Genomic DNA, 20006 nt, shown 5'->3' with positions numbered 1-20006 from the left:
CGCCGGCCAGCGAGGACGGAGCGTACGTAGTCGCGAACGGGGAAGGCGAGGAGAAGCGGTGGAGACGGTGTGCGGCGTCGCAGTCCAGCGCACCCATCCGCGAGCGCCGGCGGCGCTCGCGGCCTTTTTAGTGGAGGTTTTTCGCACGAGCGGTCAGCGTCGCTGACCGAGTGCGAAGAAAGTCCTACATGAAGTCCGCGATGCCGGACTGCTTGTTGTGGTCGTCCTCGAAGACGGACTCGAGGGAGGCCTCGAGGACTTCGAGGCGCTGTTTCGTGTACTCGCGACAGTCGTACTCCTCGGCGACCTGAATGGCCGTGTCCATGTACTTGTTCACGGAGCCCTCGTGGACGGTGAGGTTGACGCGGCCACCGCACTCCCGGCAGTCCCCGGAGAGGGGCATCCGCCGGTACTTCTCCCCACAGTCGAGACAGCGCGTCTCTTGGCGGCTGAACGCCCGGAGGTTCCCGATGAGGTCCGGGAGGAAGTGCCCCTCGATGACGCGCTCGGCGACGTCCGTCTCGTCGACGGCGCGGAGCTTTCTCGCTAACTCGAGTTGGGCGTCCATCTTCTCCATCATCGACCCGAGCGTCTTGTACGCCGAGAGGTCGGGCCCGAGCGCGATGTCGGTCGTGTCGTGCGTGTGCGCGAAGCCCGCGTACTCCTCGTCCGTCCCGAGCGACTCCTCGGCGATGGTGATGTCGACGTCCTCGGGATCCGCCATCTCGCGGGTCGCCTCGTAGAACTCGAGGGGGTACTGGTCGACGACGTCCATGTTGTGCGCCTCGTCGTCGATCTCCGTCGGGTCGATGCGCGAGGACATCACGAGCGGCGCGTCCATCTGCCCGCCGCGCTTGTCGGGCAAGTACGACTTCGAGAAGTTGAGGAGGCCGTCCATGAGGAGCATCACGCAATCTTCGTCACCGTCGCATTGACGGTTTGATAAATCGTTAGCGACGAGTGAATGCGTGTCTTCGACCGTGAGACAGTAGGTGTGGTCGGTGTCGGATTCACAGTATTCGACGGACGCGACTTCCTCAACGAGGTAGTCTCCGTCCCCTCCATCGAAGACACGGGAGCCACGCGACTCGATACTCGACACTTGATTGGCGAGTCGAGCGGCCTTGCGAGGGAGGTGGAAGCCGACGCGTTCGTCGAACCGAACGGCGTCATCCGAGGTGACGTGGAGGACGTAGCTCGTCGCTGCAGTTGACTCGTCGGTCGCATCGTAATAATCCGGAAAATGCTCAGCCAGCGGACGTTGGTCGGTAGTCTCGACTCGCCCGGAGATGCCAAGGCGTGTGAGTAGCGCAAGCACGTCTTCTTTGAGTTCCTGGCTCACCGTCGTCGCCGAAACTGCTAATCGATCCTTTTCGACTGTCCCGTCGCCACTAAAGTACCCAGACAGATACGCACTGACGATGTCGTTGGGACCGTCGAAGATACACTGCGGTACGCATTTCGTGTCAGCGTACGACCCGCCACCAACCACGTCGCTGAAGAACGTTCTAAGCAGGCGACCGGACGCCGTAACCTTCGCGTGGTTCTCGCAGTAGGGATCCGCACCGAACTCCTCGCGGAGCACCTCGACGAAGAAGTCGCGGGCGTCGTCCTCGATGCCGCAGATTGTCGTCTGGTGGATGGTCCCTTTCGGCGTCGCCTGTTCGCGGACGAATCCTTCGGCGGCGTAGTACCCGAGGAGCGTGGCGACACGTTCGTTCAGCTCGACGTGGCGGTCGAGTTCGGTCGTGTCACGTTTCATCCCGAGCGTCACGTCGTCCGGGACGTGCTCGATTGCGGCCTCGGCGGAGCCGAACACTGCCACGAGGAGTGAGAACGGAACGCTCTCGCGGTAGACGTAGTTGCTCAGTGCGTTCTTCGTGAGGCCGAGATACTCGGCGGTGCTCTTGAGGGGGTAGAACCGTCCGTCCCAGTCGGCAGCGAGCGCGTCCTCGAACAGGTCGTAGAGAGCGTCGCGTTCGATCCCTTTGACGGTGAGTCTGTCGTTCTCGACTGCGTCGCTCCGTGCGAACTCGGCGAGGAGGTCGAACGTCCGCAGTTCGTCTCTAACGTTGAGCGCGTCGAGGTGTGCGGGCTTGACGACGTAGTCGTCCTCGCTCAGTTGTGCGGCTTCTTTCGACGCGATTTCGCCGTCCTCGAAGACGTGGACCTCGTGGTCGGGCGTAACCGTGATCTCCCGGCCGCTTCGCGTCTCGATGCGGACCACGTGGTCGGGCGCGCGGTGCTTCGACACCGCGGTGACGGGTTTGCGGACGACGCTACCCTCATCGTCAACGGAGGGGACGTGGACGTCGCCGTCGAGTTCCTGGACGAGCGTGCCGAAGTCGTCCTCCTCGGCGCTCTCGGAGTCCAGACGCCCCTCGACGAGCGTCTCGATGGCCTCGTAGCGCGTCTCGCCGGACTCGTCCTCGAACCAGATCTTCGTGTCGGGGTGGAAGCAGTTCCGGCGCTTCGCGGCGTGAAAGTACGGATGCGCGTAGCCGACGGCCGCAGACGTGAAGCCGACGACGCGACCGACCACGGCGGCCGACGTGTGGGGCGCCATCCCGAAGACGAGCTCGCCGACGAGGTCCTGGCGCTCCGCGACGTCGTAGAAGGGCTCGAGGCCGTAGTAGTCCTCGAGGAGTTCGTCGACGAAGTCCGCGGTCTTGAGCATGTGCTCGGCCGCGCCGTCCGGGAGGACGACGTCCTGTACCCGTAGCTCGACGAGTTGGTCGTCGTGCTGGAGGGGGTCGCCGTTGACGTCCTCCGTGTAGCCGAGTTCGCGGAAGTCCTCGATGGTGACGTCGAGTTCGGCGGGCCGCACCGAGGTGACGGGGAGGTCGGTCATGTCGTAGCGGACGGTGCCGTCCTTGAACGTGGTGACGCCGTGTTTCGCGCGGAGGACGCCCTTCTCGATGGGTTCGGGGACCTTCTCCGTGGAGGTGAGCCCCTTCACGCCCTTGAGGATGTCGTAGGCGCTTTCGCGCTCGCCGACGGCCTGCAGCGCCTCGCGGTAGGCGTCGCGAACGTCCACCGTTTGGCGCTCGACGTTGTCGAGTTCGCGCTCACAGCGCGGGCATTCGACGCGCCCGGACTCGTCGGGTTCGGCGACGATGCCGCAGTCCTCGCACTCGTAGTGGGGGTCCGTCCACGCGCCACAGGACTCACAGCGGGGCTTGTAGGTGTGCTCGCCGCAGTCCGGGCACGCCCGCTCGCCGAGCTGGACGTCGACGAGGCCCTGCTCGGCGCGCATGTCGGGCGCGTAGTCGGCGGCCTCGCGGAAGGAGCGTTGACTCCCGCCGGCGTCGCCGATGGGGAAGAGCGTGTGGACGGCGGGCGAGAGGTCGCGCGACTCGGATTTCTCCGGGCGGCCCATCCGGTTCCCGACGCGCGTCGGGGCGCGCTCCCGGACGGCGAAGGGCGCGACGGTCTCGACGGCCCGCATCGCGTTCGGCCACTCGTGGGCCTCGTCGGGGAGGTCGTCGGGCGCCCACCCGCGCTCGAGGTCGTCGTCGAAGCCCATCGTGCGGACGAGCGGGCGCCAGTCCGCGACGGTGAGCGTCGCGTCGCTCTGGGAGTGTTCGACGAGGAGTCGTTCGAGGGCGTCGCGCGCGCCCTCGGTGTTCGGGACCCGGAGGGTGTCGTCCTGCACGGCGGCGCCGTCGACGGCGTCCGCGAGCGCGAGGAAGTCCTCGACGCCGAGGTCGTGCCAGCAGTAGGTGTACTGGGGGTGGAGTGGCGTGTCGTAGTCGGCCGCCCACGACAGGGCCTGCTTGGGGTCCGGGTCCGCGAGATCGACGTACGGCGAGTCCCGGAGAGCCTGCACGTCCGCGCCGTCCGCTTTGAGTGCCTGCTCCCACCACTCCACCGTCCAGCCGGCGGGCGCGAGCGGGTGGTTGTTCTCGACGAACTCGCCGTAGTTGACGAGGTACTCGCCCAGGTCGAGGATTTCGACGACGCCGTTCCGGACTTCGAGCGCCTCCTCGGGGTCGTCGATGCGCCGGACGTCGCCGTTCGCGAGCTTCACCGTCGGGCCCTCGATGGAGTCGACGGGGACGACGCCGCCCGCCTTCCCCGGGCGCTCGGTCTTGATCTGCGTCCCGGTCGCGAGGAAGTCGTCGACGACGTGCATCGTCGCCGGGTGGACGCCCGCCGTCGCGAAGCCGTGGTTGCGCGCGCGGCCGTAGCGCAGGCGAAACCCCCCGGCTTCGGAGGGGTGGCCGAAGACCGGGCGGCCCGCGATGAGGTCGCGGAGGTATTTGCTGTCGGGGTCGACGCGCGGCGGGCCGTCCGGGGCGTCGTCGGGTTCCTCGGGGGTCGCCTCGTCCTCGCCGTCGTCGCCCTCGTCCTCGTCCGCGTCGGCCGCGTCGTCGCCCCCGTCGTCGTCGTAGTACGTGCCGTCGATGAGGTCCTGCAGCCACGGCCACTCTACCTCGTCGAGCTGGCGCGTGTAGCGCTGAATCTTCGGGGCCTTCAGCGCGATGCCCTCCGCGAGGACGAGACACATCCCACCGCGCGCGGAGTTCGTGTCGACGCGCTCGAGGTCGCGAAAGCCCGACACCTCCTCGTCGCCGGTGGCCTCCCCGTCGAGCATGATGGGCATGTGCTCGGCGATGAACTTCGCCTCCTTGTCCTTCGGCGAGTACTGGAGGCCGGTTTCGTCGTCGTAGAGCGAGATCTCCTCGGCGTAGCGCTCCACCTCGTCGGTGCGAGCGCCGTACTCCTCGATGCCCAGAAGCGAGCGGGCGTAGTCGGCGACGAGCACGCTGAGGGCTTGGGCGGTGCCGCCGGCGGAGCGGATCGGCCCCGCGTAGTAGACGTTCACGAACTCCGTGCCGTCGTCGTTCTGCAGCAGCTCGACGCGGTCGATGCCCTCGATGGGCGCCGCGACGACGCCCTCGGTCAGGAGGGCGACGGCGGTCCGGACCGCGCCCTCGATCTTCCCGGCGCGCGTGTCGTAGTCGCCGACGGTGCCCTCGACGAAGTCCTCGACGAGCGCGAGCGCCGCCTCCTCGCGGCCCATCTCGCCCTCGAGGTCGCGCACGCGCTCGGCGACGCCCTCGATGCCGAGGATGTTCTCGACGCGGTCCGCCATGTCCTTCGCGACCGGAATCTCGACCTCGGGAACGGGGTCCTCCCCGCGAGTCTTCGCCTCCTCCGCGACGGCGAACGCCTCGTCAAGTCGCGACTCGAGTCCCTCGAAGTAGGCGTCGTCTTCCGGGCGCATTCGGTGGTCCACGAAGGGTACAGCGCTGAGGCTATTGAGGGTTGTGTTCGCCTCGGTCCACGTCGTCGCGACCCCTCGCTCGACGTCGAGAGCTCGCGTTCGTCGTGCGGGCGACCCACGAGTCGCCCGCACGGACACGCGGCCCCTCGCTCGCTACCGCCCGCTCGGCGCGGACGGCGTCGCGTCGCTCGCGCCTCACTTCGTTCAACGCTCGCCTTTTCGCGGCGCCTCGCTAGCGCTCGGCGCCGCGTTCACTCCCACAGCTCCCGGCCGCTCGCGGTGTCGCGCTCGCGAGTGAGCGCGTCCTCGAAGGTGCGACAGTAGAGTTCGGCGTCGAAGACGGTGGCGCGGACGAGCGCGCCGGAGACGGTCTGCCCGGAGGGCCGCGAGAGGACGACGTGCGCGTCGACGGCGACGTCGCCGTCGTCGTCGAGCGCGATGGTGCCGGTACAGGCCGCGACTTCGAGCGGCTCGTCGTAGGTGACGGTCTCATACGCGAAGTCGTCCTGGTCGTAGACGGCGATTTCGGCGTCGACGACGGCGCCGGTGGCGCTGAACCACCCGGCGTCGACGTCGGCGGCGGTGGCGAACGACTCGGTCTCCGCGATCCACTCCTCGCCGTGGTCGAAGCGGACGGCGAACTCGCGCTCGCCCGTGACTTCCCGTGCGTCCATACTCGGAGGGGTCGGCGGCTGGCGAGAAAAAGGACCGGGTTAACGCATCGATGCGAGCGGCTTCGCCTCCCCGGTGGGTGCGGCGAGCCACGCCTCCTCCGCGGAGACGTCGGCGATGACGAAGCGCTCCACCCCGCCGTCGTCGTCGACGGCGGCCATGACCTCACCGGCGCTGGACGCGCTCGGCACGACGGTCGTATCGGATGCCATGTCAATTAGTACCACGTGCCACGGTGTACTTAAATTCATTGATGCGGAGGGCGGCGGTCCGAGTGGGGGCGCCGGACCGGGGTCGAAAAGGTAGATAAATTTAAAAATATACCGAGCGGCAAATTTAAGCACAACCGACAGTAAAAAGTTGGCGGATGACAACCTCTGGCAATCTTTCACGCCGTCGGTTCCTGCAGGCGACCGGCGGGGCGGCGACGGCCGCCGCGCTTGCGGGCTGTGGCGGGGACGAGGGTGAGACCGCCACGACGACGGCCGATACCGGGACGACGGACGCGACGTCGTCCGGTGGGGACGTCGGGGAGAACACGTTCTCGATGATCAACAGCTCCGTCTCGACGTTCGACCCCGTCGCGTTCGTCGACGAGGCCTCCGGCTACGTCATTCAGCAGCTCTTCGAGACCCTCACCGACTACCCGAACGGCGAAGTCGACGTCGAGACCCTCCTCGCGACCGACTACGAGGTCTCCGACGACGGGCGGACCTACACGTTCCACCTCGCCGAGGACGCCACGTACAGCACCGGCGACCCCGTCACTGCGGGCGACTTCGTCTACGCGTGGGAGCGCCTCGCCGCCTCCCCCAACTCGAATCGCGCGGGCTTCCTCCTCGACAACCTCGGCGTCGAGCACGAGACGACGACCGCGACGACCGACGACGGCCGCGACGTCGAGCGCTACGTGCCGGAGTCGATGGCCGTGACGGCCGTCGACGAACACACGCTCGAAGTCACGCTCGCCCAGCCGAACTTCGCGGCGCTGCGAATCCTCGCCTACCGGGGGTTCGCGGCGATTCCGGAGGGAATCGTCGGCGACATCGACGGCTACGAGGGGGAGCTGAGTCAGTCGGCGTTCGCCACCGAGAACCCGGTCGGCTCCGGTCCGTTCACCCTCGACGCGTGGCGGCGCTCCGTCTCCATCGACCTCGCCGCGCGCGACGACTACTGGGGGGACGGCCCCGAGGTGGACGGCGTCCACATGCAAGTCCTCGAGCGGACGAGCGCGCGCTACACGTACGCGACGCTCAACATGAACGCGGACAACCCCTACGTCCCGCCGTCCAAGTGGGACGCGTCGAAGCGCACCATCGAGGGGACGGACGAGCGCGGCCGGCGATACGGCGAGTACGGCCCGCTCGAGAACGGTCTGACCGTCCCCTACTACGCGGTGGACGAACTCAGCACGTACTGGCTCGCGTTCAACTGCCAGAACGTCCCGAAGCCCGTCCGGCAGGCCGTCTCCTACGCCGTCAGCCAGCAGACGGTCGTCTCGGAGCTGTTCAAGGACCGCTACAATCCCGCGCACACGCTCACGCCGCCCGGCCTCTTCCCCGGCGGCCCCGACGCCCAGTCGGCCTTCGCGGCCGAGCACTACCCCTACGGCGTCGACACCGAGACCCGCCTCGACGAGGCGCGTCGCGTCATGGCGGACGCGGGCTACGGCGACTCGGAGGCGTTCGAGCTGACGCTCACGCTCTATCAGGGCGACACCTACCGACAGCTCGGCACGCTCGTACGCGACCTGCTCAGCTCCGCGCACATGGACGTCACCATCGAGCAGCCACAGCAGTCGACGATGCTCACCCGCCTCCGGAACGGCGACGTCGACGTGGTCTCGTCCGGCTGGAGCGCGGACTACCCCGCCGCGACGAACTTCCTCCAGTTGGTCAATCCGCCGTTCACGCGGACGAACGACCCCTCCGCGACGTCCTACTACGACTGGTTCGGGACGGCGGCCGCCGAGCGCGCCGCGAACGCGTGGGACCGGGTCCAGGACAACCTCGGGCCGTCCGAGGCGGCCGCAGAGACGCGCTCGGAGGCCTACCGGACGATGGAGCGCGCGTGGATGGAGGACGCGGTCATCGTCCCGCTGTTCTTCTCCGTCGCCCACCACATGGACTACCCGTGGCTCGAGAAGGAGCGCACGGGCGCGATGGGGTCGTCGAACATGCGTTTCGACGAACTCAGCGTCGGCGACCGGAGCCAGTACCGGTAGTCGAGCGCGGCCGAGCGGTCGTTTTTCGGCGTGTAGACCGCCTCCCGTCACGTCGCGCTCCCCCGAGCGGAAGGAATAATTACCGCAAGCGGGTTAGCTCACGCGTACCGATGACCGCGCCCGCCGGCGGCCGAGGTGTCGACCCGTGAGGCGGTGGGTGTACCTCGCGAAGCGCCTCGTCCTCGCGGTGCCGGTCGTGCTGTTCGGGACGTCGCTGACGTTCCTCCTCCTCTACGCCGGGCCCGTCAACCCGGCCGCGTCGATACTCGGGCAGGGCGCGACGCCCGCAGAGATAGCGCGTCTCGAAGCCCAGCTCGGGCTGAACGAACCGCTCTGGAGTCAGTACCTCGAGTTCATGACGGGCGTGCTGACGTTCGGCCTCGGGGAGTCCTACGTCATCAGCCCGAACACGGGCGTCTACGCGGTCATCCTCGACTACGCGCCCCGCACGCTCTGGATGGGGTTCTGGGCGGTCCTCCTCCCGCTGTTCGTCGGCATCCCGCTCGGTTTCTACGCCGGCCTGCACCCGAACACGCCCGCCGACTACGTCGCGAGCCTCGGCGGAATCGTCTGGCGCGCGATGCCGAACTTCTGGCTCGCCGTCGTCCTGATGACCGCTCTTTCGCGCTCCGGCGCCATCACGGGCGGCGCGTTCGCGTGGGGGACGTGGCTCGTCGAGACGACGGTCGTCGGCGCGCCGCCGCTCGACGGCCTCGTGACGTGGACCGGCCTCGTCCCGAGCGTGGACGCCCACCAGTTCCTCGTCGCGCTGAAGATGACGCTCCCCGCCTCCGTCGTCCTCGGCTCCGCGAGCATGGGCAACGAGATGCGCATCGCGCGGACGGCGATGCTGGAGGCGAAGCACGCGAACTACGTCGAACTGGCGCGCGCGAAGGGCGTCTCCGGGCGCGCAATCGTCTGGAAGCACGTCTTCCGGAACGCGCTCGTCCCGCTCATCCCCGTCATCAGCGCGGAGGCGTTCCTCCTCGTCGGCGGGAGCGTCCTCGTCGAGTACGTCTTCGGCATCAACGGCATCGGCTACCTCTTCTTCCGCGCGATGACGCAGGGCGACATCCCGCTCGCCGGCGCGCTCATGTTCGTCTTCATCGTCATCGTCGTCGGGATGAACGTCGTACAGGACCTCCTCTACACGCTCGTCGACCCGCGCGTCGGCTACGACGGCCACCGACCATGAGTGAGCACGAAACCGTCGAGGGAGCCGGCCTCCGCGAGCGCGTCCGCGCCGACCCGTGGCCGGCCGCGCGCTGGGCGCTCGTCCTCGCCTGCCTCCTCGCCGTGGAGGGCGGCGCACTCGCGAGCTTCGTCACGAGTTGGCCGTGGGCGGCCGCCTTCGGCTGGCTCGGCGGCGTCGGTCACGCCGTCGCGACCGCCGGGAACGCCCTCGCCGACCTCCCGACGCTCCTCTCGCGGACGTGGCTCGACAACCGGGGGTATCGGACGCCGGACGGCGCGTGGCACGGGACGTTCATGGGGCTCGCGCCCGCCGTCGTCTGGGCGCTGCGCGTCGCCCTCGTCTACGCGTACGCCGCCGCCGTCATCGGGTGGTGCTGGCGGGGCTACCTCGTCTTCCGCGAGCGCTACCGCTACGCGGCGTGGACGCCGACCGACGACGCCGTCGACCGCTTCCGGAGCCACGACTGGGGGCGCTTCGGGCTGGTCGTCGTCCTCGCCTTCGTCGTCCTCGCGGTGTTCGCGCCGACGCTCGGCCCGACCACCGTCGACCGGAACATCGCGAACCCCTACGACCACCAAGTCGAGTACTACGACGGCGGCGTGCAGACGACGAGCGTCGGGCTGGCGAACCTCCGGTCGGCCTCCCGTGGCGCGGGGCAGAACGTCGGCATCGGCGCCTACGACCGCTTCGGGCGCTTCCACCCGGTCGGGACGCTCCCCTCCGGGAAGGACCTCTTCACCTTCATGGCGGCGGGCGCGCGCGTCTCGCTGTTCGTCGGCGTCCTCGCGACCGCCATCAGCGCCGTCGTCGCGCTCGCGCTCGCGCTCCTCAGCGCCTACTACCGGGGCGTCTTCGACCTCGTGACCGTGCTGGCGAGCGACTCCGTGCAGGCGATGCCGCGCCTACTCGTCGTCATCATGCTCGGCGTCGTCCTCTCGGGGACGTGGATCGCGGGGGTGTACAGCGGCGCGCTCGTGCTCGCGCTCGTCTTCGGCTTCTGGGGGTGGCCGGGGCTCTGGCGCGCCGTGCGCGGGCCGGCGTTGCAGGCGGTCGAGAACGACTGGGTGGACGCCGCGCGGTCGTTCGGCGAGGGCGTCCCGACGCTCCTCGGCAGGCACGTCGCGCCGTTCGTCGTCGGCTACCTCCTCGTCTACGCCTCCATGGGCATCGGCGGCATCATGATCGGCACGGCGGGGCTCTCCTACCTCGGCCTCGGCATCCACGCGCCGACGCCGGAGTGGGGGCGCGCCGTCGCCATCGGCCAGCAGTACGTCGTCTCGCCGTCGTGGCACGTCTCGGTACTCCCGGGGCTGGCCATCACGCTCGTCGTCGTCGGGTTCAACGCGCTCGGCGACGGCGTTCGGGACGCCATCGACCCCCGGAGCGAGGGCGGCGCATCGGCGGAGGCGGCGGCGACCGGAGGGACCCGATGATGCGTGAGCGCGGGACGACGGCGGGCGACGCGCGCGACGACGACCCCCTGCTCCGCGTCGAGAACCTCCGGACGACGTTCGCCACGGAGACGGGGACGGTTCGCGCGGTCGACGGCGTCTCCTTCGACGTCGAGCGCGGGGAGACGGTCGGCCTCGTGGGCGAGTCGGGCGCCGGGAAGTCCGTGACGGCGCGCTCGCTCGTGGGGCTGGTTGAGGACCCGGGTCGGGTCGTCGGCGGCTCGGTCCGCCTCGACGGCGCGGAGCTCACCGACAACACCGAAGCGGAGTGGCGCGACGTGCGCGGCGGCCGCATCGCGATGGTGTTTCAGGACCCGCTCTCGCGGCTGAACCCCGTCTACACGGTCGGGAACCAGATCGAGGAGGCGCTGCGCATCCACCGGGGTCTGCGCGGGGCGGCGGCGCGGGAGAAGGCCGTCGAGCTCCTCGAGGACGTCGGCATCCCGGACGCGGCCCGTCGCGCCGAGGCGTACCCCCACGAGTTCTCGGGGGGGATGTGCCAGCGCGCGGTCATCGCGGTCGCGCTCGCCTGCGACCCCGACCTCCTCGTCTGCGACGAACCGACGACCGCGCTCGACGTCACCATCCAAGCCCAGATACTCGACCTCCTCGACGACCTCCGGGCGGAGCGCGACCTCGCCGTCCTCTTCATCACGCACGACATGGGCGTCGTCGCGGAGGTCTGCGACCGCGTGAACGTCATGTACGCGGGCGAAATCGTCGAGCGCGCGGGCGTCGTCGACCTCTTCGAGCGCCCGAAACACCCCTACACGCAGGGGCTCCTCGACGCGGTTCCGGCGCGGACGGCACGCGGCGAGCGCCTCGCGACCATCGAGGGCGAGGTGCCGACGCCGACCGAGCCCGCGACGGCCTGTCGGTTCGCGCCGCGCTGTCCGCGGGCGTTCGACGCCTGCCACAGCGTCCACCCGACCGGCGTCGCCGTGAGCGCGGGCGCGGACGACCACACCGCCGCCTGCCTCCACTACCCGGCGGACGCCGCGCAGGACGACGCGGTCGAGCGCCACCGCGAGCGCGACGGGAGCGCGAACGCAGACGCGGACGCGGAGGGCGGTGCCGAATGACCGACGCGTTCGGCGAGGGAACCCCCGAACACCACAGCGACGTCAAGGCGGGCGAGACGCTCGTCCGCGTCGCGGACCTGCGGACGTACTACGGCGAGACGGGGCGGTTCGGCGGGGCGCCCGTGAAGGCCGTCGACGGCGTCAGCCTCGACATCGAGAAGGGCGAGACGCTCGGGCTGGTCGGCGAGTCGGGGTCGGGGAAGACGACGCTCGGCCGGACGCTCGTGCGCCTCGAGCGGGCGACGGACGGCCGCGTCGAGTACGCGGGAACGGACGTGACGGCGCTCGCGGGCGACGAGTTGAAAGCGTGGCGGCGGAACGCCCAGATGGTGTTTCAGGACCCCGAGTCGAGCCTGAACGAGCGGCTGCCCGTCGGCGAGCTCGTGAAGGAGCCGCTCGACGTCCACGGCTGGCGGACGCCGCGCGAGCGCCGCGAGCGCGTTCGCGGCCTCCTTGAGCGCGTCGGCCTCGCGGAGGAGCACTACTACCGCTACCCCCACCAGTTCTCCGGGGGCCAGCGCCAGCGGGTCGGCATCGCTCGCGCGCTCGCGCTCGAACCCGAGTTCGTCGTGCTCGACGAGCCAGTGAGCGCGCTCGACGCGTCCGTGCAGGCGAAGATCCTCAACCTCCTCGAGGACCTCCAAGACGAGATCGGCCTCACCTACCTCTTCATCGCGCACGACCTCTCCGTCGTCGAGCACGTCTGCGACCGGGTGGCGGTGCTGTACCTCGGGCAGTTGCTTGAGGTCGGCCCCGTCGCGGACGTCTTCGACGACCCGGCGAACCCCTACACGCACGCGTTGCTCTCCGCGATTCCCGACCCAGACCCGACGGCGGAGACGGCGCGCATCACCCTCCGGGGGACGCCGCCGAGTCCGCGCGACCCCCCGTCGGGATGTCGGTTCAGCACGCGCTGTCCGGCGAAGATACGGCCCGGCGAGTATGCGGACCTCGACGACGACGTCTGGGACGCCGTGGAGGCCGTCCGCGACGTGCTCCGCCAGCGCGCGAACGCCGAAGTCGGGGCGCTCGAACGCCTCGCGCAGTACGCGGGCCTCGCCGACCCGCACGCGGACGTCGAGGAAGTGGTCGCGGACGCCTTCGCCGGCCTCGACGTTCCCGCCGGCGTCGAGCGGACCGTCGAGGCGGCGGCGGGGCGCGCGGCGAGCGGCGACGTCGAGGGCGCGGAGCGCCTGCTCGCCGACGAGTTCGGGAGCGAGTGCGAGCGCGCTCCGCCGGCCGAGCACGCCGTCGGCGAAGCGGGGCGAATCAGCCGCTGTCACCGCCACGAGCCGGGCGTTCAGTCGTCGAGCGAGTACCTCGCCGACCACGACCGCCGATGACGGGACGCGTCCGGGTCGGCCGACTGGTCCACGCGGCGACGTACGCCGCCGTCACGCTCGCGCTCGTCTGGTGTGGGTCGCTCGCCGTCGGCATCGTCCTCGGCGGGCCGCTCGTCGCCGCGAAGTACGGGCTGTTCGTCTGCGGGTGGCTCGCCGTCGGCTACGGGACGTGGCTGCTCCGGCCGCGCACGCGCCGAGCGAGCGAGGCGGCGGGCGAGCGGACCGTCACGACGCGCGGGCGACCGCGCTACCGGCGCGCCGTCCTCTCGCTTCCGCCCGCCGACCGCTTCGCACTCGGCGAATCCGAGCGCGTCCCGTCGGGCGTGCTCCTCGTCGCGTCCGGGGTCGCGATGCTCGCGGCGTCCCTCCTCCTCGAAGCCGTCGCCGGCGTCGGCGGCTGAGGGCGCGAAAGACACTTTCGTCTGGGTCGCACACCCCCACCATGGACGAGCGAGACGCGCCCGGCGAGGGCGACGGCGGGGACCCGGGCGAGCGCGTCGAGGAAGTCACGGGCACCGACGCCCACGACGCCGCGTGGGAGGCGACGCGCGACGACATGGCGGCGCTCGCCGAGGAGCGCCGCGAGGGCGGCTGGGACGTCGTGACGCTGACCGCCGGCGACGTCCGCATCGAGGCGCGCGCGACCGGCCCGGAGGCCGACGATGAGGGCCGCTACGGCCTCGTTTTCGTCGTCCCGAAGGGCGACGCCGAGGCGTTCGCCGACGTCTTCGAGGAGGGCGGGTTCCCCGCCTACGAGGTCTATCGCGCCGAGCGCGACGGCCGCGTCTTCCTCGTCGTCTCCTACTTCGACCCGGAGTCGGAGACGTGCATCCTCGCCGCCGCGACCTACCTGAAGCGCGACGCGAGCCAGCTCGTCCGGACGGTCGCGGAGACCGAGGAGATGTACACGCACGTCGAGACGCTCGACCGCACCCACCTCGGGAGCTTCCAGCACGCGGACCACACGAAGTTCTTCCCCGAGGTCGAGACCGTCGCGGACGCCGGCGAGTAGCCGCGTTCGCCGTTCGACCGTTCCGCGCACGCGAGCGCCGACCGTGGCTGGGCGCCGCGAGGGGGACTCGCCGGCCGTCCGCGCCACGTGCGGGCCGGAAGCGGGTCGTAGCCTACAAATGGGCCGCCATCATAGGGCGCGCCATGAAAGTCGCCGACGTGATGACGCCCCGCGACGACGTCGTGACCGTCTCGCTCCCGGGCACCCGCGACGACGTGCTGGAGTACCTCCAGGAGCGACGCTTCTCCGCCGTCCCCGTCGTGAAGGGCGAGGGCGAGGACGAAGTCTATCGCGGTCTCGTCTCGCGCGAGGACCTCATCGAGGACCCCGACGAGGACCAGCTCGCGCTCCTGATGCGCGACGTACCGACGACGACCGGGTCGACGGACGTCGTCGAGGCCGCCCGCCTGATGGTCGCGGAGGGCGCCCGGCGCGTCCCCGTCGTCGACGGCGACGCCCTCGACGGCATCGTCACCATCACCGACGTCGTGCGCGCCATCGCGGACGGCGACGTGGACGGCGAGCGGACGGTCGGCGAGCTCGCGCGCCGCGACGTGAACACGACGTACGTCGAGACGCCGCTCCCGGTCGCGGAGCGCGAAATCGCGTATGCGGACGTCCCCTACGCGGTCGTGCTCGACGAGGAGGCCGACATGACCGGCATCCTCACCGAGGTCGACGTCATCGACGTCGCGCGCGTCGTCGAGGGCGAGGACGACGTCGGCGCGAGCGTCGCCGGGCAGGACGACGAGTGGATGTGGGAGGGCATCAAGGCCACCGGCAACCGCTACTTCCCGACGCGGAACGTCGAGATCCCCGGCGAGCCCGTCCGCGAGTTCATGACCGCCGACCCGGTGACGCTGACGAAGCGCCGCACCGCGAAGGAGGCCGCCCAGCGGATGCTGGAGACGGACGTCGAACAGCTCCCGCTCGTCGCGGGTGACGACCTCGCCGGCATCGTCCGGGACGTCGACCTCATCGCCGCGCTATGAAGGCGCTGACCGAGCTCGCGAAGCGACGCGGGTTCTTCTTCCAGTCGAGCGAGGCCTACGGCGGCGTATCCGGCTTCTACACCTATGGCCCGCAGGGCGCGACGCTGAAGGAGCACGTCGAGGACACGTGGCGCGAGCGCTTCTCCGTCGCGGAGGGCCACATGGAGGTCGACGCGCCCACCGTCATGCCCGAGCCCGTCTTCGAGGCCTCGGGCCACCTCGACGGCTTCGACGACATGCTCGTGGAGTGTGCGGGCTGTGGCGCGAGCCACCGCGCCGACCACCTCATCGAGGGCGCGACGGATGTCGAGGAGGCCGAGAGCCTCCCCACCAAGGAGGTCGCCGCGCTCATCGACGCCCACGACATCGAGTGTCCGAGCTGTGGCGCGCCGCTGGCCGACCAGCCGGTCGAGGAGTTCAACCTGATGTTCGAGACGAACATCGGGCCGGGCACGAGTCAGACCGGCTACCTCCGCCCGGAGACCGCCCAGGGCATCTTCGTGGAGTTCCCGCGCCTCAAGGAGTACGCGCGCGGCCAGCTCCCGTTCGGCGTGACGCAGATCGGGAAGTCGTACAGGAACGAGATTTCCCCGCGAAACGCGCTCGTGCGGACGCGCGAGTTCACGCAGGCCGAGCTCGAGCTGTTCGTCGACCCCGAGGGCGAGGGCCCGGACGTCGCGTCGGTCGCGGACGTCGAGCTCACGCTCTACCCGGCCACGAACCAGCCGGACGGCGACTACGTCGAGACCACGGTCGAGGCGGCCGTCGAGGACGGCGTCGTCGAGCCGTGGGTCGCTTACTACCTCGGCGTCGCCGCCGAGTGGTACGCGGAGATCGGCGTGGACTTCGAGCGCTTCCGCTTCCGCCAGCATCAGGCGGGCGAGCGCGCCCACTACGCCAGTGATTGCTGGGACGCCGAGGCCGACGTCTCCGCGCCCGGCGCGGACCCCGAGTGGATCGAGATCGCGGGCTACGCCTACCGGGGCGACTACGACCTCTCGAAGCACGACGAGCACAGCGGCGAGTCGTTCACGGTGTTCAAGCAGTACGACGAGCCGAAGACCGTCGAGCGCGCGAGCGTCGACCCCGACATGTCGTACTTGGGACCGGAGTACGGCGGGAACGCGGGCGCCATCGCGGACGAACTCGACGCGCTCGCGAAGCGCGACCGCGCCGCCTTCGACGGTGAGAACGTGACGGTCACCGTGGACGGCGAGGAGTACGAGATTCCCGTCGAGAAGACGGGCTACGCGGTCGAGGAGGAGACGGAGGCGGGCCGCCACGTGATGCCCCACGTCGTCGAGCCCTCCATCGGCATCGACCGCACCGTCTACACGGTGCTCGCGCACGCCTACGAGGAGGACGAGGTCGACGAGGGCGAGCGTACCGTCCTCCGCCTCGACCCGAGCGTCGCGCCGACCGGCGTCGCCGTCTTCCCGCTCATGGACAAGGACGGGATGGGCGAGCGCGCCCGCGAGCTCGCGCGAACCCTCCGCTCGGAGGGGTACGCCGTCACCTACGACGACTCCGGGAACATCGGGCGGCGCTACCGCCGGCAGGACGAGGTCGGGACGCCCTTCTGCGTCACCGTCGACTACGAGAGCGTCGAGGAGGACCCGGAGACGGTGACGCTCCGCGAGCGCGACAGCACCGAGCAGGTGCGGGTGCCGACGGACGACCTCGCGTCGGTGCTCGCCGACCTCCGCGCGGGCGAGACGACGTTCGACGACCTCTAGCGTGGCCGAACTCCGGCGGCGGGCGGTCCACGTCTCGGGGGCCGTGCTGCCGCTCGCGTGGCTCCTCGGCGTCGTGCCGTGGCGCTGGATCGAGGCCGTCCTCGCCGTCGGCCTCGCGGTCGCCGTCGTCCTCGAGGCCGGCCGGCTCACGGGGCGCGTCGAGTGGTGGGTGTTCGACGAGCTCACCCGCGAGTACGAGCAGGACAACCCCGCCGGCTACTTCCTCTACGCGCTCGGGTTGGCCGCGACCGGCCTCGTCTTCGACCCGCAGGTCGCCGCGCCCGCGATGCTGATGCTCACGTTCGGCGACCCATTCAGCGGACTGCTCCACTCGGGCGGCCTCTCCCGCAAGCCCGTGCCCGTGATGGCGGCGACGTTCGCGCTCTGCCTCGTGCTCGCCGTCACGACGGGCGTCCCGCTCCTCGCGGCGGCGTGCGGCGCGCTCGGCGCGACGCTCGCGGACGGCCTCAAACCCGTCGTCGCCGGGTACGTGGTCGACGACAACCTCACGATGCCGACCGTCGCCGCCGCCGCGATGTGGGGCGGCCTCCACCTGTTCTAGGCCACAAGCGACTTTCCGCCGGTGGGCGAAGACGGCGACGTCATGACGCCAGTCGAGTGGGCGGTCGTCATCGTCGTCGCGCTCGTGGTGATCGCCGCGATACTCTCCCTCGTGGACAACGAGACGCTGGTCGAGCTCGCGGCCGAAGTGATCGACTAGTGGGCGTCGCTCACGCGCTCGGGACGCCGGCGCGCGAGAGTCCACCCGACCGCGGGACTTTATAGCGTGACGCGAGTAGGTGAGTCCCGTGGCTGCCAGCGACCGGGACGCCGACGCGGACTACCTGCGCTTCTTCCCGAAGCCGTCGCCGTACGAGAACCAGCGCGAGGCGATGGACCGGATACGGGACGCCATCGCCGAGGAGCGCGACGTCCTCTTCGAGGGCGCGTGCGGGACGGGGAAGACGCTGGCGTCGCTCGCGCCGGCGCTCGAGTACGCGCGCGAGGAGGACAAGACGGTCGTCATCACGACGAACGTCCACCAGCAGATGCGCCAGTTCGTCCGCGACGCCCGCGAGATACACGCCGGCGAGCCGATTCGCGCCGTCGTCTTCCGCGGGAAGGGGTCGATGTGTCACATCGACGTGGACTATCAGGAGTGTCAGGTGCTCCGGGACAACACCTACGAGGTCGCGGACACCGAGCGCGACAAACGCCAGCTAGAGCGCCAGCAGGAGGAGTTGCTGGACGCGGCGCGCGAGGGCGACGACGACGCCGCCGACGCCCGGAGCGCGGTGATGGACGAACTCGAGTCGCTCGACGAGGAACTCGAGGAGCTGCGCGAGCAAAACGTCTGCGAGCGCTACTACAACAACCTCACCGAGGAGACGGACGAGTTCGTCTCGTGGCTCTACGACGACGTGCGGACGCCCGACGACGTCTACGACTACGCGGAGGAGAACGACCTCTGTGGCTACGAGCTCCTCAAGGAGTCGATGGAGGGCGTCGACCTCGCGGTCTGCAACTACCACCACCTGCTCGACCCGGGCATCCGCGCGCAGTTCTTCCGGTGGCTGGACCGAGACCCCGAGGACGTCGTCGTCGTCTTCGACGAGGCGCACAACGTCGAGGACGCGGCGCGCGACCACGCCTCGCGGGCGCTCACGGAGAACACGCTCGACGAGGCGCTCAACGAGCTCGCGGGCGAGACGGAGACGGACGCCCGCGCCGAGTACGCGGAGAACGTCCTCGGGGCGTTCCGGGACGCGCTCGTGGAGACGTACGAGGCGGGCGTCGGCCCCGGCGGGGACGGCCCCGCGTCGTTCGAGGCGGTCGGGGAGAACTGGGCGGACGTCCCGGTCGCGAACGACGGGAAGCGCGACGACCTGACGCTCGCGTTCCTGCAGGCCTACGAGGGGCGAGGCATCTCGAAGGACCTCGACGCCGCGCTCTCGCTCGGCGAGGACCTGGAGGAGGCCTACGAGGACGCCTACCGGAACGGCGAGGCCGCGACGCGCGAGGAGGCCCAGACCCTGCAGGCCGCCGAGTTCGTCGACGCCTACCTGACGGACGGCGACGCGCTCGGGCAGTATCCGACGGCGGCCGTCCGGCGGGACGCGGGCACCGGCGAGGTGTACGGGCGCGCGGAGCTCTACACGTGCATCCCGCGCGACGTGACCGCCGACCTCTTCGACGCCGTGCACGCGAGCGTGCTGATGTCGGCGACGCTCCGGCCGTTCGACGTGACGGGGGAGATCCTCGGCCTCGATGACCCGGTGACGATGGCCTACGGGCTGGAGTTCCCGGAGGAGCGCCGCCGGACGTTCACCGTCGACACCGAGCCGCTGTTCGCCTCACAACGGGACGACCCCGAGGTACAGGAGGAGGTCGCGGGCGTGCTCGCGGACGCCGCGCGCTTCACCGCCGGGAGTTCGCTGTTCTTCTTCCCGAGCTACGGCGAGGCCGAGCGCTACCACGACCTGCTCGCGGACGAAATCGAGGGGGCGCGCTACCTCGACGAGGCCGGGACGCCAGTCGAGAAGCTGCGCGAGCGCTTCGTCGCCGACGAGGACGCGGTGCTGTTCACGTCGCTCTGGGGGACGCTCGCCGAAGGGGTGAGCTTCGAGGGCGACGACGCGCGCACGGTCGCCGTCGTCGGCGTCCCCTATCCCCGCCTCGACGCGCGCGCCGAAGCGGTCCAGGACGCCTACGACGAGGCCTTCGGCTCCTCGGGGGCGGGCTGGAAGTACGCCGTCGAGATACCGACGGTCAGGAAGACCCGGCAGGCGCTCGGGCGCGTCATTCGCTCGCCCGACGACTACGGCGTCCGGATGCTCGTCGACCGGCGCTACACGAAGGCGTCGCGCTCGCAGATGCGCAAGTACAGCGTGAACGGGAGTTTCCCCGCCGGGGAGCGCCGGGAGATGGTCGACATCGACCCGGGGAAGCTGAAGTTCGCGACGCTGAACTTCTACGGCGACATGGACGCGTGGGGCCCCGAGGGGCCACCTCAGCCCTGATCAGTCGCTCGCGGTTACACCGCTCGCCCACGTCGGTCGCGCGTCGCGC

15 protein-coding genes are annotated in these 20006 nt (G+C 70.1%); 12 read left to right on the top strand and 3 right to left on the bottom strand.

Annotated elements, in window-relative coordinates; genetic code table 11:
• Positions 1-184 precede the first annotated feature (184 nt).
• The 3 genes from polC to EFA46_RS04385 form a co-directional block, all read right to left on the bottom strand.
• Entirely contained in the window at positions 185-5230 is a 5046-nt protein-coding gene (gene polC / locus EFA46_RS04395; protein WP_123074457.1) for a DNA polymerase II large subunit, read from the bottom strand.
• Between the two features lie 251 nt (positions 5231-5481).
• Positions 5482-5904: a PPC domain-containing DNA-binding protein gene (locus tag EFA46_RS04390; protein WP_123074458.1), complete on the bottom strand. Its 423-nt coding sequence runs from the start codon at positions 5902-5904 to the stop codon at positions 5482-5484.
• 39 nt (positions 5905-5943) lie between these two features.
• A complete protein-coding gene (locus tag EFA46_RS04385; RefSeq protein ID WP_176969834.1) occupies positions 5944-6114 on the bottom strand; it encodes a hypothetical protein in 171 nt (56 codons plus the stop codon).
• Positions 6115-6269: 155 nt separating this feature from the next.
• On the opposite strand from EFA46_RS04385, the gene EFA46_RS04380 reads away from it, so the two are divergent.
• From EFA46_RS04380 to EFA46_RS04325, 12 genes are all read left to right on the top strand, one after another.
• Entirely contained in the window at positions 6270-8126 is a 1857-nt protein-coding gene (locus tag EFA46_RS04380) for an ABC transporter substrate-binding protein (RefSeq protein WP_123077265.1), read from the top strand.
• Between the two features lie 145 nt (positions 8127-8271).
• Complete coding sequence (locus EFA46_RS04375; protein WP_123074459.1) at positions 8272-9321, top strand: ABC transporter permease; 1050 nt, start codon at positions 8272-8274, stop codon at positions 9319-9321.
• Entirely contained in the window at positions 9318-10754 is a 1437-nt protein-coding gene (locus EFA46_RS04370) for an ABC transporter permease (protein WP_123074460.1), read from the top strand. The genes EFA46_RS04375 and EFA46_RS04370 overlap by 4 nt, the downstream gene beginning before the upstream one ends.
• Positions 10754-11854: an ABC transporter ATP-binding protein gene (locus tag EFA46_RS04365; RefSeq protein ID WP_370529270.1), complete on the top strand. Its 1101-nt coding sequence runs from the start codon at positions 10754-10756 to the stop codon at positions 11852-11854. The genes EFA46_RS04370 and EFA46_RS04365 overlap by 1 nt, the downstream gene beginning before the upstream one ends.
• Positions 11851-13197, top strand: coding sequence for an ABC transporter ATP-binding protein (locus EFA46_RS04360; RefSeq protein WP_123074462.1), 1347 nt, complete (start codon positions 11851-11853; stop codon positions 13195-13197). The genes EFA46_RS04365 and EFA46_RS04360 overlap by 4 nt, the downstream gene beginning before the upstream one ends.
• Entirely contained in the window at positions 13194-13598 is a 405-nt protein-coding gene (locus EFA46_RS04355) for a hypothetical protein (protein WP_123074463.1), read from the top strand. Before EFA46_RS04360 ends, EFA46_RS04355 begins: the two co-directional genes overlap by 4 nt.
• A 41-nt stretch (positions 13599-13639) precedes the next feature.
• Positions 13640-14209, top strand: a complete 570-nt coding sequence (locus EFA46_RS04350; protein ID WP_158604242.1) for a hypothetical protein — start codon at positions 13640-13642, stop codon at positions 14207-14209.
• Between the two features lie 143 nt (positions 14210-14352).
• A complete protein-coding gene (locus EFA46_RS04345; protein WP_123074464.1) occupies positions 14353-15201 on the top strand; it encodes a CBS domain-containing protein in 849 nt (282 codons plus the stop codon).
• Positions 15198-16937: a glycine--tRNA ligase gene (gene glyS / locus EFA46_RS04340; RefSeq protein ID WP_123074465.1), complete on the top strand. Its 1740-nt coding sequence runs from the start codon at positions 15198-15200 to the stop codon at positions 16935-16937. The genes EFA46_RS04345 and glyS overlap by 4 nt, the downstream gene beginning before the upstream one ends.
• Position 16938: 1 nt before the next feature.
• Positions 16939-17499 carry a dolichol kinase gene (locus EFA46_RS04335; RefSeq protein WP_123074466.1) on the top strand — a complete coding sequence of 187 codons (561 nt, stop codon included), beginning with the start codon at positions 16939-16941 and terminating at the stop codon, positions 17497-17499.
• Positions 17500-17520: 21 nt separating this feature from the next.
• The gene (locus tag EFA46_RS04330) at positions 17521-17658 is read left to right on the top strand and encodes a hypothetical protein (protein ID WP_176969815.1); all 138 of its coding nucleotides are present in this window, start codon (positions 17521-17523) and stop codon (positions 17656-17658) included.
• A 172-nt stretch (positions 17659-17830) separates the two neighbouring features.
• Positions 17831-19957, top strand: a complete 2127-nt coding sequence (locus tag EFA46_RS04325; RefSeq protein ID WP_370529268.1) for an ATP-dependent DNA helicase — start codon at positions 17831-17833, stop codon at positions 19955-19957.
• Positions 19958-20006: the final 49 nt, after the last annotated feature.

The organism is Halarchaeum sp. CBA1220, assembly GCF_003721175.2.
Lineage (GTDB): Archaea > Halobacteriota > Halobacteria > Halobacteriales > Halobacteriaceae > Halarchaeum > Halarchaeum grantii.
This window is presented reverse-complemented; position numbering and strand designations above follow the sequence as displayed.

Coding starts and splice junctions, on each gene's coding strand:
- polC (WP_123074457.1), bottom strand. CDS start 5,230: ATGCGCCCGGAAGACGACGCCTACTTCGAGGGACTCGAGTCGCGACTT.
- EFA46_RS04390 (WP_123074458.1), bottom strand. CDS start 5,904: ATGGACGCACGGGAAGTCACGGGCGAGCGCGAGTTCGCCGTCCGCTTC.
- EFA46_RS04385 (WP_176969834.1), bottom strand. CDS start 6,114: ATGGCATCCGATACGACCGTCGTGCCGAGCGCGTCCAGCGCCGGTGAG.
- EFA46_RS04380 (WP_123077265.1), top strand. CDS start 6,270: ATGACAACCTCTGGCAATCTTTCACGCCGTCGGTTCCTGCAGGCGACC.
- EFA46_RS04370 (WP_123074460.1), top strand. CDS start 9,318: ATGAGTGAGCACGAAACCGTCGAGGGAGCCGGCCTCCGCGAGCGCGTC.
- EFA46_RS04365 (WP_370529270.1), top strand. CDS start 10,754: ATGCGTGAGCGCGGGACGACGGCGGGCGACGCGCGCGACGACGACCCC.
- EFA46_RS04360 (WP_123074462.1), top strand. CDS start 11,851: ATGACCGACGCGTTCGGCGAGGGAACCCCCGAACACCACAGCGACGTC.
- EFA46_RS04355 (WP_123074463.1), top strand. CDS start 13,194: ATGACGGGACGCGTCCGGGTCGGCCGACTGGTCCACGCGGCGACGTAC.
- EFA46_RS04350 (WP_158604242.1), top strand. CDS start 13,640: ATGGACGAGCGAGACGCGCCCGGCGAGGGCGACGGCGGGGACCCGGGC.
- EFA46_RS04345 (WP_123074464.1), top strand. CDS start 14,353: ATGAAAGTCGCCGACGTGATGACGCCCCGCGACGACGTCGTGACCGTC.
- glyS (WP_123074465.1), top strand. CDS start 15,198: ATGAAGGCGCTGACCGAGCTCGCGAAGCGACGCGGGTTCTTCTTCCAG.
- EFA46_RS04325 (WP_370529268.1), top strand. CDS start 17,831: ATGGACCGGATACGGGACGCCATCGCCGAGGAGCGCGACGTCCTCTTC.